Source organism: Pseudomonas fluorescens, assembly GCF_005938625.1.
In the GTDB taxonomy this organism is placed as follows: Bacteria; Pseudomonadota; Gammaproteobacteria; order Pseudomonadales; family Pseudomonadaceae; genus Aquipseudomonas; species Aquipseudomonas fluorescens_BD.
In genome coordinates this window covers 26,145-38,577 of the sequence record NZ_VCNJ01000016.1, presented here as the reverse complement: position 1 = coordinate 38,577, position 12,433 = coordinate 26,145, and the positions used below count along the sequence as shown (strand labels likewise).

General features: G+C 54.5%; 10 protein-coding genes. 7 read left to right on the top strand and 3 right to left on the bottom strand.

The window, feature by feature from the left end; genetic code table 11:
- The 4 genes from FGA82_RS11720 to queC form a co-directional block, all read left to right on the top strand.
- Positions 1 to 3,268 (top strand): RHS repeat domain-containing protein (locus tag FGA82_RS11720; RefSeq protein ID WP_249384238.1); only part of this gene is annotated, 3,268 nt, incomplete at its 5' end.
- Complete coding sequence (locus FGA82_RS11715) at positions 3,269 to 3,820, top strand: Imm15 family immunity protein (RefSeq protein ID WP_141127203.1); 552 nt, start codon at positions 3,269 to 3,271, stop codon at positions 3,818 to 3,820.
- Positions 3,821 to 3,935: 115 nt separating this feature from the next.
- Positions 3,936 to 4,337 (top strand): hypothetical protein, encoded by a 402-nt coding sequence (locus FGA82_RS11710; protein ID WP_141127202.1) that lies wholly within the window; start codon positions 3,936 to 3,938, stop codon positions 4,335 to 4,337.
- A 371-nt stretch (positions 4,338 to 4,708) separates the two neighbouring features.
- Entirely contained in the window at positions 4,709 to 5,407 is a 699-nt protein-coding gene (queC, locus tag FGA82_RS11705; RefSeq protein WP_141127201.1) for a 7-cyano-7-deazaguanine synthase QueC, read from the top strand.
- 57 nt (positions 5,408 to 5,464) lie between these two features.
- Here the strand turns inward: queC and FGA82_RS11700 are convergent, their stop codons facing one another.
- Both FGA82_RS11700 and FGA82_RS11695 read right to left on the bottom strand, forming a co-directional pair.
- On the bottom strand, positions 5,465 to 6,343 hold the full coding sequence (locus tag FGA82_RS11700; RefSeq protein ID WP_123535988.1) for a queuosine precursor transporter: 879 nt from the start codon (positions 6,341 to 6,343) through the stop codon (positions 5,465 to 5,467).
- Complete coding sequence (locus FGA82_RS11695) at positions 6,327 to 6,932, bottom strand: helix-turn-helix transcriptional regulator (protein WP_141127205.1); 606 nt, start codon at positions 6,930 to 6,932, stop codon at positions 6,327 to 6,329. The genes FGA82_RS11700 and FGA82_RS11695 overlap by 17 nt, the downstream gene beginning before the upstream one ends.
- 531 nt (positions 6,933 to 7,463) lie before the next feature.
- Here FGA82_RS11695 and glyA point away from each other — a divergent pair.
- Positions 7,464 to 8,813, top strand: a complete 1,350-nt coding sequence (gene glyA / locus FGA82_RS11690; protein ID WP_141127200.1) for a serine hydroxymethyltransferase — start codon at positions 7,464 to 7,466, stop codon at positions 8,811 to 8,813.
- A 68-nt stretch (positions 8,814 to 8,881) separates the two neighbouring features.
- Here the strand turns inward: glyA and FGA82_RS11685 are convergent, their stop codons facing one another.
- Complete coding sequence (locus FGA82_RS11685) at positions 8,882 to 10,300, bottom strand: amino acid permease (RefSeq protein ID WP_141127199.1); 1,419 nt, start codon at positions 10,298 to 10,300, stop codon at positions 8,882 to 8,884.
- Between the two features lie 893 nt (positions 10,301 to 11,193).
- Between FGA82_RS11685 and FGA82_RS32090 the strand changes: the two genes are divergently transcribed.
- Both FGA82_RS32090 and FGA82_RS11680 read left to right on the top strand, forming a co-directional pair.
- On the top strand, positions 11,194 to 11,331 hold the full coding sequence (locus tag FGA82_RS32090) for a hypothetical protein (RefSeq protein ID WP_003222780.1): 138 nt from the start codon (positions 11,194 to 11,196) through the stop codon (positions 11,329 to 11,331).
- Between the two features lie 70 nt (positions 11,332 to 11,401).
- Positions 11,402 to 12,367, top strand: a complete 966-nt coding sequence (locus FGA82_RS11680) for a leucyl aminopeptidase (RefSeq protein ID WP_141127198.1) — start codon at positions 11,402 to 11,404, stop codon at positions 12,365 to 12,367.
- The last annotated feature ends 66 nt before the right edge of the window (positions 12,368 to 12,433 follow it).

Below are 12,433 nucleotides of genomic sequence, written 5' to 3'. Positions count from 1 at the left end.
CGACGCCATCGAAAACATCACCCTGGTCCGCAACAGCGAAGATCAGCTTTTGCTGTGCCGTGGTTTCGAACGCAAAGAAACCTACGTCCGCCGTGGCCAGCGCTTTGTGCTGAGCAATATCTCGCTGCGCAACGGCGCCGGGATGATGCTGCATTACGAGCATCGTCATGGCGAACACTCGCTGCTCTCCGACCTGATCACTTATCAGGAAAACGACTTCACCAAAGTCCATTTGCACCTCGGCACGATGATCGACGAGCACGGCCGGTTTATCGGCCTCTGGCAGATCGTTGACGGCGAACCGCTGCGCCAGCTCTGCGCCTATCAGTACGACGCCTATGGCGACCTGATTCAGGCGCAGGACGAGAACGGCGCCGTCTGGTCGTATCAGTTCGAGCATCACCTGATCACCCGCTACACCGACCGCACCGGGCGCGGCATGAATCTGCAGTGGGACGGTTCAAGCGCCAAGGCCAAAGCCATCCGCGAATGGGCCGACGACGGCAGTTTCGACACGCGCCTGGAGTGGGATGAAAACATCCGTCTGACCTACGTCACTGACGCCCTCGGCAACGAGACCTGGCACTACTACGACATCCTTGGCTATACCTACCGAATTCGCTACGCGGATGAGCGCTCAGAGTGGTTCTTCCGCGACGAGGCCAAGAATATCGTGCGCCGCGTCAATCCCGACGGCAGCACCGATCGCTACAGCTACGATGAGCGCAGCAACCTGCTCGAACACATCCGCGCCGATCACACGGTGATGCACTACGCCTACGACGATCAGGACCTGCTGATCAAGATCAGCGATGCCGAGGGCGGGCAATGGCAGCGCGCCTATGACGACCAAGGCAACCTGGTCGAAGCGCTGGATCCGCTCGGCAACAAAACCGAATACGCCTACAACAAATCCGGCCAGCCCACCGCGATCAAGGACGCCAACGGCAACGAAAAAACCCTCGACTACAACGACGCCGGGCAACTGGTCGAGTACGTCGATTGCTCGGGCAAAACCAGCGCCTGGGAGTACAACGAATTCGGGCAGATGATCTGCTTCACCGACGCTGCCGGCAACGCCACCGAATACCAATACAAGGCCGGCCAACCGGTGCTGATCAAGCACCCGGACAAGACCGAAGAGCGTTTCGAGCGTGATGCCGAAGGTCGGCTGTTGGCGCACGTTGATGGACTCGATCGCTGCACCACCTGGAGCTACAGCGCCGCCGGTCTGATCGCCGAACGCATCGATGCCGCCGAACAAACCCTGCGCTATCGCTGGGACCGTCTCGGACGGTTAACGGCGCTGGAAAACGAAAACGAACAACGTGCGCACTTCCACTACGATCCGGTCGGACGCCTGCTCGAAGAGCGCGGCTTTGATGGGCGCAGCACGCGCTATCAGTACGACCCGCTCACCGGACGCCTCGCCCAATCGGTCAATGGCGAGCGCGTCATCTCGCTGAGCTTCGACCCGATGGGCCGTTTGACCGAACGTCGCGCCACCTTGGGCGACCAATCGCAAAGCGAGACTTTCGCTTACGATGGCAACGGCAACCTGGTGCTGGCCGACAACGCCGACAGTCGCCTGCAATGGTTCCACGACCCGGCCGGCAATCTGCTGCGTGAGCACCAGCATTACCTCGGCCTGGAAAAGCCCACCGTCGCGATCTGGCAGCACGAGTACGACGTGCTCAACCAAAGAGTCGCCAGCGTTCGCCCCGACGGCCACCGCGTCAGCTGGCTGACGTACGGCAGCGGTCACCTGCTCGGCCTGCGCCTCGATGAACACGAACTAATCGGCTACGAGCGTGACGACCTGCACCGCGAAGTCGCCCGCCATCAAGGCAACCACCTGCTGCAAACCCAAAGCTGGGACCCGGCCGGCCGTTTGCAAGAACAACTGCTGGGACGCAGCGACGACAAATCTACGCTGCTCAAACGCGAGTACAGCTATGACGCCGCCGGCCAACTGACCGACATCCACGACAGCCGCCGCGGCCCGCTCGCCTATCGCTACGATCCGGTCGGCCGACTGCTCAGCGCCACCACACGTCAAGGCGTGGAAACCTTCGCCTTCGACCCGGCCGGCAACCTGCTCGACGACAAGGCGACAGAAATTCGCCGCCCACTGGACCTGACCCCACCGCGCAGCAAACTGGTCGACAACCTGCTGCGCGAATACGCCGGCACCCACTACGACTACGACGAACGCGGCAACCAGATCCAGCGCTGGCACAACGGCCAACGCAGCGACCTACAGTGGGATTTGTTTGATCGACTGGTGCATTTCGAAGACCCGCGCCTGTCCGTCGAATTCGCCTACGACGCACTGGGACGCCGCCTGCACAAAAACTCCCGCGCGCACTACAAACAGCGTCCAGAAGCAGGCTCTCTCTGGAACAGAAACGAGCACGCGCGCAAACAGCGCGAACTCGGCTGCGGCTTCACCTTGTACGGCTGGGATGGCGACAACCTCGCTTGGGAAAGCAGCCCGGCACAAAGCGATGGCGAGCCCGGCCGCACGGTGCACTACGTCTTCGAACCGGGCACTTTTGTCCCTGTTGCACAGGCTGTGCGGCATGCGCCAATTGATCTGATTGGGCTGCCGGATTACAGCGGTGAATACAGCCTTGATGAAGATCCAGTGTGGAATCACAAGGCAACGGCATTACCGTTTGATGCGCTGGCCTGGTATCAGTGTGATCACCTCGGCACGCCGCAGGAATTGACGGATTCCCAAGGCAACCTGGCCTGGACCGCGCAATACAAGGCGTGGGGACAGGTGACGGAGCAGCGCTCGGAGTGGGCGCGGCAGCATGGCGTGATGAACCCGATACGGTTCCAGGGGCAGTATCACGATCATGAGACGGGGCTGCATTACAACCGGTATCGTTATTACGATCCAAGCGTAGGTCGTTTTATCAGCCAAGACCCGATTGGCTACGCAGGAGGGTTGAACCTCTTCGAGTACGCTCCGAATCCTTCGAACTGGGTCGATCCATTAGGATTGGCTAAAAAAGGCTCTCAATCTGGAGGCACACCCAAACAGGCTCAATCAAAGGTTAGAAGAGGCCAAGCACCTGCGGAGATTACTCGAATTGACGAGCCTGAACAGAGTGTACCTAGCAGCCAATGGCATGCACACTGCAAGTGCGGGTCCGGATACAATCTTGATGGGTCAATACATGATAAAGGAAAAGGGGACGTGACTTTTTCCAAGAAAACAAAAGAATGGCTAAACGATCATGGATGGAGTATTCCTTAAATGAAGCTGGTTGAATTTTATAACAAAATCATAAGTAAAGAACCGTACAACAATATGAACGTATTCTTTGAAAGCTACGAAAGTTTCGAAGAGATACCGATCGTATCCAGATACAGCCGATTGGATTTTTTAAAAGAGGAAATGAATAACGATAAAGTTTCGGAACTCCTAGTGAGCACCGCTATATTTTTAATGAATTCTATAAAAATAATGGGACCAACAGACAAGCCAGATTTCTACGCCATTACTTTCACCGATTTTGATGGGCTGGATGTGGGCGATGTCATTATTCCAAATATTTTTGTTTATCCAGGGCCGGCTTCAAACGGGTTTGTGGATAAGATACGTGTAAAAAAAAGAAAAGCAGTGTCACGAGAAATGAAAGAAGTAAAAAAGATCTTTAATATGTTAGGTTTTGAGACTGTTTTTGACCTTCATGAAAGTAGATTTTATGACTCCGCATCCAAAGATGAAATTGTTAGGATTTTTGCCGTCCCAAAAATATCGAGCAGTAAAATTAAGGAGTCAAACTCTTTAAGCTCCGAGCCTTAAGAAGCCATTTACCAATAGTTGGTTTCTGAAAGCGCGCGAGTAGTCGCGAAACTAGATTTTTTCTTACAATGGGAACGGTCTTGAGTTTTTTCAAAGACTGCGGAGGGAAATATTGATGCAAGAGATTTCAAGCGAACTTTCCATGTTCTCCCCGAGCGACTTACAACTTTATGCGTCAAAACTTTTGCAGACTTATTGCACAGCCAAGTCTTTTCAGCACTGCGCCATCAATGATTTGATAGAACATCTGAATAATTACCCTGAAACCCATAACCTAGGTGAATGGGAGAAAAATGGCGCCTTGTTGCCACTTAATGGGAGGGGCGATGATATGCCATCAGACCTTACTCAATCGATACCACCACAAGATATTGACGATTTATGTCAGATTGTGGATAGCGCAGTCGAGGTCGGGATAGTTGATTTGTATGGCGCACCAACTGATCTACCGGCGAAGTTCATAGAGAAAATGTCATTAATTCTCAGTAGAAACAAAATTGATCTTCCCCAGTTTTAGCAGAGGGATAAGATCACATTGCTCCCAACCTAAAATTTTGGTGAAGCGTTTCATATTTATATTCCATCAAAGCTGCCTAGGCCTAAGCGCTTCCCAATGTTCCTGGCCGCCGGGCGGCCTGTCAGCTACATCGAACCATTGCGCAACTTCGTCCCGCGTGAGCATCCGCCACGGACGCGCTAACTGCGATCTAGCGTTTGCACCTTTGAGCACCTGCAAGGAGAGGAAGTCCTCGGGGACTGGCCTCACTCCACCTCAAGATAGCCGCTCACGGACTCACGCGCGCATCTGGACTCTGCACCGAACTCCATCCCTATTTCGAGTATCATCTCCCCCTTTGCCCTCAAGACCTCAATGCAGGAAGCATAACCATGACCAACAAAGCAGTTATCGTATTCAGCGGCGGGCAGGACTCCACCACGTGCTTGATCCACGCCCTGACCCACTACGATGAAGTCCACTGCATCACGTTCGACTATGGTCAGCGTCATCACGCAGAAATTGAAGTGGCGCAGCAGCTGTCGAAAAAGCTCGGTGTGACCGTGCATAAAACGCTGGATGTGTCCTTGCTCAATGAGCTGGCCATCAGCAGCCTGACCCGCGATAACATTCCGGTGCCGACCGTGAATAGCTCTGGCGAGAGCCTGCCAAGCACCTTCGTTCCAGGGCGGAACATTCTGTTTCTGACCCTGGCTTCTATCTATGCCTATCAAGTCCAGGCCAAAACGGTCATTACCGGCGTTTGTGAAACCGATTTCTCGGGCTATCCCGATTGCCGGGATGAATTCGTCAAGGCCTTGAATAAAGCTCTTGAATTAGGCATGGATTACAAGCTGAAACTGGATACGCCATTGATGTGGCTGAACAAGGCAGAGACCTGGGCCTTGGCTGATTACCACAATCAACTGGAACTGGTTCGCGAAGAAACTTTGACTTGCTACAACGGCATCAAAGGCGTTGGTTGCTCCGATTGCGATGCCTGCAATCTTCGTGCAAAAGGCTTGAATGAGTTCCTGAATAATAAAGTGCAGGTCACTCAAAGCTTGAAAGAGAAACTCAACTTAAAGTAAAACCGCGACAAGAAGCGCTCACTCCAGCATGCCGCCAACAGTGAGCGCTCTCTTCTCTTACTGCGTCTGCGCACCCGTCAGGTATTTCTTGAACAAAGACCGTGCCCCGTAGGCCGGCAAGATATTAAAGAAGGCAAAGCCTACCTTGATTGCAATCTGAACGTAGATCATGCCCAATATCGCGCTATTTTCCATCGTCCCGTAGAAAGCGATGTAGCAGAACAGAAAACTGTCGATGATCACGGCAAACAATGTGCTTAAAAATACTCGCAAAAACAGAAACCTGGAATTTGTGAGTTCTTTAATCTTGCACAACAGGTACGAGTTTATATTCTCTGAAACCAGGAACGATACAGAAGACGCTACAAGGACTGCGGACAACTGACTGATAACATCGTTATAAGCGCCATCGAGTTTCCAGCCCGGCAGACCCGGAAGATGGGTAGTGATAGCCAACAGAATGATAATCGCGGCATTGCTGATAAACGCGAACAGGATCGCTTTTCGCGCGAGCCTCAGGCCGAACGTTTCGTTGAGCAAGTCGACGATCAGAAACGTCAGCGGATAGAGGAAAGTACCCGGTGTCACGACAATATCGAAATACTCCAGATAGATCGGTTTTGTCGCAGCAATACTGGTGAAAATGTAAAGCGTGAACAGCATCAGGTTCAGGATGATGTAGATCATCCAGGAACTCTCATGGCGGTCATTTATTTCGTAAGCGGTGAGTGCGCCGCCCTGGGAGTAAAACTTCTTGTAGAGGTTTTTCACTTCGATTTTATTCAGATTATCCATAATCTCACTATTCAACACTTCACTTAGCTTTATTTTAATTATTTTGCCTGTCGCAATGACCATGATGACGGCCAGGCTTTTTCCATTTTCGAACCCCAGCAACTTGTACTTGCTGTTTTCAACGTCAACACTGCAATCCATTAAATCGTTCCTCGATTACATCTCCGATCACGCATACACGATCCGTATCAAAGCTGCCTTCATGGCTTATAGATAACTTCGCTGTGATTTTGTCATACACCAGCTTTTCCCTGTCGCTGGTCGATGCTCCTTTCTGCACGATCAACAGATCGCCGGGTTCATTCATGCCGCTGATTTCGTTTTCCAGCAGCACGCCAATCAGATTAAAGGACGCGCCAAAATAGTAAGTCAGTGGATAAATAGTGGCCAGCTCGCCAATTCTTTTATCCAGACTTTGCAGCAGCATACTTTCCTTGATGACAGGCACCGCCGCCGGATTCATGTTCCCCTGCGGAGAGATACTGCTTTCGATGATTTCCTTTTCTTCAAAATCAATCGTCTCTATTTCCTCGTAAGACACCCCGAAGAAATCAGAAATCTTGCGCACAGTGGACTGCTGGACATTGACCACTTTACCTTCAAGAATGTTGTAGATGGTCGTTCGGGTCAAACCACTGGAGTTGCACAAGGACAGCTGCGTCTCCCCGCGACTCTTTATCAGGTATTTGATGTTGTTCTTCAGATTCTCCGATCTTTCTCTTCTGTGCATCACATGCTTATCATCCATTTTTAACTGCAATCAATGTCACGCCCCGAATGATCATTCCGGACATACACAAGTGAGGTAGGAAATTGCAGTTATATCCCTGTCAGTGCCGCGCAGGATCATAGCATTCTCCCTCCTTGGGTTCGGTATAAAAAGTCAGCTTTCACAGGCTGCTTCCGCCAACGTGCGGGGTCATTTCAGCCTCTGTACTGCTCGTCAGTTCCTGTCGACTTCCACCCAAGGCCTGAAAATCGGCCCCGAGCCATGGCTGTTTTACACCCGACGCGACTATAAAAAGAATCATTTTCTTTGAATAATGTTCATTTTTTTGATTAATTCTGTGGCGTTCCTCACTAAAAAATTTATGATGCGTCAACTCGGTGTCCCATTCTCGAGAGTGAAAGGACGAAAAACCGGGAGGCCTGTACAGGGTTTAGTTTTGCGCGCACAGCGGTCAAAACACGGATTCGCCTGTACAGATCTGGCAAGCAAGGACATGCGCAAATCACGCAAAACCAGGGAAGGAATCAAGCAATGGCAGTCATTACTGAACCGCTCAAGAACCAGGCTGACTTGCTGCGACGCGGTCTGGAAGATCTCCGCGCAGAAGACGCCGAACTGGCGGCGATTCTTGACACTGAAGTCACGCGTCAACAGCACACGCTTTCACTGGTCTCCTCCTCCTGCGCAGTCCAGCCGCGAACCTTGGCGGCCTCCGCTTCCGTGCTGGTCAACGTGACCGCTGAAGGCATGTCCGGCAAGCGTCACAGCGCTGGGTGCGAGAATGTCGAGCTGGTCGAATCGCTCGCCATCCGCCGGGCGCGGCAACTGTTCGCTGCTCAATACGCCAACGTGCAGCCACACTCAGCGTCGAACGCCGTTTACCAGGTGCTCACGTCCCTGCTTGAACCCGGAGATACCTTGCTGGGCATGGCGGTGGAACACGGCGGTCATCTGACGCATGGCAGCCTGGCCGCGTTTTCGGGCGCCTACTACAAGGCGATCCAGTACGGAACGACATCAGACGGCCTGATCGATTACGACAAGGTACGCCTGCTGGCACTCGCCCATCGCCCACGCGTGATCCTCTGCGGCGCCACCGCCTATTCACGCGTCGTGGACTTCCAGCGGTTTCGTGAAATTGCCGATGAAGCCGGCGCTATCCTGCTTGCCGACATTTCGCATATCGCCGGGCTGGTCGCCACCGGGCGCCATCCAAGTCCGATCGACGCGGCACACGTCACCGTCACGTGCACGCACAAGCAACTCGCCGGGCCTCGCGGCGGGGTGATTCTCAGCGGTGCTGATGCGAACACCAAGATTCCCGGTTTGCGGACCACATTCAGTCGCCTGCTGGATCAAGCCGTTTACCCGCGAATGCAGGGCGCGCCGGCCGCCAACATGATCGCCGCGAAGGCTGCCGCGCTGGGTTACGCAATGTCCGCAGCATTCGATGCCTGCATGGCGCAGATCCGCAGTACGGCGGATGAAATGGCCAAAGCGTTTCAGGCCAAGGATTATGAGGTGGTCGGCGGCTGCAGTGAGAACCATACGGTGCTGGTTCGCTTGCGTGGCGGCATTACGGGCGCTATCGCCGAGGCGGCGCTGGGACACTGCGGGATCATCGTCAACAAACATCGCGTACCCGACGATCCCCGTTCGGCACTTGTCACCAGCGGGCTGCGTATCGGCACCGCTGCTCTGGCGCAACGCCGGGTCGATGTCCACGGCAGCCGCCAGATCGTCGATTTGATCGTGCGGATTCTGAATACGGTAGCGCCGCTCGGCGAACAGGATTACACCCTGGAGCCCTTGCTCCTTGCGCAGTTTCGCTCAGAGGTCGAAACCCTGTGCAGGGACTATCCTCTCGCCGACTATCAATAGCGCACCAACATTTGCCCCCATAAAAAAACCCGGCGCTCAGGCCGGGTTTTGTATTTCTGGGTCAGCGTTTACTTGGCAGCACCTGCCGCGTGCACGGCCTGCTGCGCACCGCGCTTGTTCTTGATCACGTAGCAGACCCACATGAACACGACCCACACCGGAATCGCATACACCGAGATCTGAATGCCCGGGATCAGCAGCATCACGCCAAGGATGAACGCGACGAACGCCAGGCAGATGTAGTTGCCGTACGGATACCACAGCGCCTTGAACAGCGGCGTCTGTTTGGTCTTGTTCATGTGCTGACGGAACTTGAAGTGCGAGAAACTGATCATCGCCCAGTTGATCACCAGCGTCGCAACCACCAGCGACATCAGCAGTTCCAGCGCGTGTTGTGGGATCAGGTAGTTGAGCAGCACAGCAACCAGCGTCACTGCCGCCGAAGCCAGAATCGAACGCACCGGCACGCCACGCTTGTCGATCTTCGCCAGACCTTTCGGCGCATCGCCCTGCTCGGCCATGCCCAGCAGCATGCGGCTGTTGCAGTAGGTGCCGCTGTTGTACACCGACAACGCGGCGGTCAGGACCACAAAGTTGAGGATGTGCGCGGCGGTGTTGCTGCCGAGCATCGAGAACACTTGCACGAACGGGCTGCCGCTGTACGAATCTCCGGACGCGTTGAGGGTTGCCAGCAGGCTGTCCCATGGCGTCAGCGACAGCAGGATCACCAGTGCGCCGATGTAGAAAATCAGAATCCGGTAGATCACCTGGTTGATCGCTTTCGGGATCACGGTTTTCGGCTTGTCGGCTTCAGCCGCGGTGAAACCGAGCATTTCCAGACCACCGAAGGAGAACATGATGATCGCCATGGCCATCACCAGACCGCTGACGCCATTCGGGAAGAACCCACCGTGCGACCACAGGTTGCTCACCGAGGCTTGCGGGCCGCCGTTGCCGCTGACCAGCAAATAGCTGCCGAGCGCAATCATGCCGACGATCGCCACGACCTTGATGATCGCGAACCAGAACTCGGCTTCACCGAAGACTTTGACGTTGGCCAGGTTGATCGCGTTGATCAGCACGAAGAAGGCTGCCGCAGAGACCCAGGTCGGAATGTCCGGCGCCCAGTAGTGGATGTATTTGCCGACCGCGGTCAACTCCGACATGCCCACCAGAATGTACAGAATCCAGCAGTTCCAGCCCGACAGGAAACCGGCAAAGCCGCCCCAGTATTTGTGCGCAAAATGGCTGAAGGAACCGGCCACCGGCTCTTCAACGATCATCTCGCCGAGCTGACGCATGATCATGAAGGCGATGAAGCCGCAGATGGCGTAGCCGAGGATCATCGACGGGCCGGCGGATTTCAGTACCCCGGCCGAGCCGAGGAACAATCCGGTACCGATCGCGCCACCGAGGGCGATCAGTTGAATATGGCGATTTTTCAGGCCGCGTTTCAGCTCGCCTGATTGCGAGGGTTGTCCACTCATGAAAAAGGTCTCACGCAAGGTTTGATGGTGTTCAGTAGACGTTGCTGCAAGGTTGCGATTTCAGGCAGCCCCGATCAAACCCCAGCGCAGGCACCAGGAGTTCAGCTTATTTACAACGGTCATGCGTCACCTGTTTGTTTTTATCTGTGACGAAATCGAACCCGAGACGCTTGTGGCGCCACGGAGTGAACAAGGCGGATAGCCTTGAGATTTGCGCGATTACGCAGAGGGTCACAGTTAAAACGCGGCGCATTGTACACCGCTAACCCCCTGCTGCCAGACCCCGCTGGATCAGCGTGTCGGTTGCCGGGATTGCGTGTGTCCGCCACGAAACACTCGGGCGGCTGCAAAAGTTGAGTCAGGCCTTTGCAGGCCATCGGCGTGGACGAGGAAAAAACCGTCCCACGGAGAGAGGTGGAGATCAGTCACGGCGTTCATTGCGCCTCCTTCTTGTTATGCACCTGCACGACAGGCATGGGGCGCATCTCAACCTGCAAACGGCGCTGAAACAAGCGCACCAGAGCCTTGCGCAGCCCGCGGCTGAGCGTGCTTCGGCAGCTTTTCCTTACAGCGGTCATGGCGGCTTGGTTTCACTCGTTTTTACCGGGTTTTTCGTAAACATTTCTTTACGATGCGTAACGCAGAGTTTCCATGTCAGAAAATTCTGTCGGACGTTTGCAAATTGACGGTAGCTAGTCTGCTAATGAAAAACGCGACTTAGTTTTTTGTTTTCAAATAAGAAAACCGCCGTTGAAAAACAGAATAAAAAATCTATTTAAAAATTAAATGAATAATTTTTTGCATTACAAAAATCCGTGAACTAGGTTCTTCACGTCTTGCCGGCCACCTCGACCGGCCAGTCACAACCGTGAAAGTCATCTAGGAGATCGACCATGCAAGCACTGGAAAAAGACTTGGATACCGAACTGCAACTGGACGAATGGTTTGAAGCACCGACCCACGAGGCAGCTGTAGAAATGATGCAAGCCGACGCGGTAGTTCCGTTCGGCACGGCGATGTGGCCTCTGTAAGACATCCCGGGCAGGCACGATCCGGCCGGTCGTGCCTGCCACTTTCTTCACGGTCAGTCAGGGAGGACTCATGGATAAGCCCCGCGCGATCTCGCATTTCCTTTACTACCTCGAACACCACCCTGCCCTTGCCGGCCTCGATTCGGCGAAGGTATTGCTCGGCCACACGGCTGATTATGAAGCGCTGACCGGCGCCATTGCCGAACAGGCTGGCGATCATCCACGCTTCACGTTCAGCGCCCGCCGTCTGGACCTGGAAAGCACCGCAACGCTGACTTCGGCGATTACCGACAGCGATCTGTACATTTTCTTCTACGACTCTTCCACCCTACCCAACCCACGCCCCGACGGCCCGGAATTCGTCCGTGCGCTGCAAGCGGTCATGGCGGAAAACTGGAAGAAGTCGCTGCTGTTCAAGGATTACGGCGATTATTTCTACGACACCTTCAGCGTCACCCCGCAGCGGATTGCCGGACTGAACAGCCATTTGATCCAGCGCATGTCCCAGGCGACCACGCTGAGTTTCAAGGACGACGACGGCTCATGGTTTGAAACGCCGCTGAGCAGCGTCAAGAAGTGGACCGACATCAACGGTGTCGGCAACTTCGACCTCGCCCCCGGTGAAATCGCCACGCACAGCGAGGCCATCAACGGCCATGTGAAGTTCAAGGGCACGTTCCTCAGCACCATTCCGTTTGCGCGCAAATACGGTGTGCTGGAATCGCCGCTGGAACTGTGGATCGAGAACTCGACCATCAGCCGCATCGCCACCGAGGTGCCGGGGCTGGAGCATGATTTCAACAAGTACCTGGATGCGAATCCGTCGAATCGGCGGATTGAAGAATTAGGGATTGGCACCAATGAAGGCGTGAAGGATTTGTATGCGCGCAATGCCGGGTTTGAGGAGCGGCATTGTGGCTTGCACCTTGGATTGGGCGGTGGCGCCAAGGGTAGTCATCACCTGGACCTGATCTTTTCTGGCGGGGTGTTGGCGCTGGATGACAAGCCGGTATTTGACGGACGCTTTGTGTTTTAGGGCCGGCACCTGATCGTTCCCACGCTCCGCGTGGGAATGCAGCCCGGGACGCTCCGCGTCCCTTAA

Coding starts and splice junctions, on each gene's coding strand:
- FGA82_RS11715 (WP_141127203.1), top strand. CDS start 3,269: ATGAAGCTGGTTGAATTTTATAACAAAATCATAAGTAAAGAACCGTAC.
- FGA82_RS11710 (WP_141127202.1), top strand. CDS start 3,936: ATGCAAGAGATTTCAAGCGAACTTTCCATGTTCTCCCCGAGCGACTTA.
- queC (WP_141127201.1), top strand. CDS start 4,709: ATGACCAACAAAGCAGTTATCGTATTCAGCGGCGGGCAGGACTCCACC.
- FGA82_RS11700 (WP_123535988.1), bottom strand. CDS start 6,343: ATGGATTGCAGTGTTGACGTTGAAAACAGCAAGTACAAGTTGCTGGGG.
- FGA82_RS11695 (WP_141127205.1), bottom strand. CDS start 6,932: ATGCACAGAAGAGAAAGATCGGAGAATCTGAAGAACAACATCAAATAC.
- glyA (WP_141127200.1), top strand. CDS start 7,464: ATGGCAGTCATTACTGAACCGCTCAAGAACCAGGCTGACTTGCTGCGA.
- FGA82_RS11685 (WP_141127199.1), bottom strand. CDS start 10,300: ATGAGTGGACAACCCTCGCAATCAGGCGAGCTGAAACGCGGCCTGAAA.
- FGA82_RS32090 (WP_003222780.1), top strand. CDS start 11,194: ATGCAAGCACTGGAAAAAGACTTGGATACCGAACTGCAACTGGACGAA.
- FGA82_RS11680 (WP_141127198.1), top strand. CDS start 11,402: ATGGATAAGCCCCGCGCGATCTCGCATTTCCTTTACTACCTCGAACAC.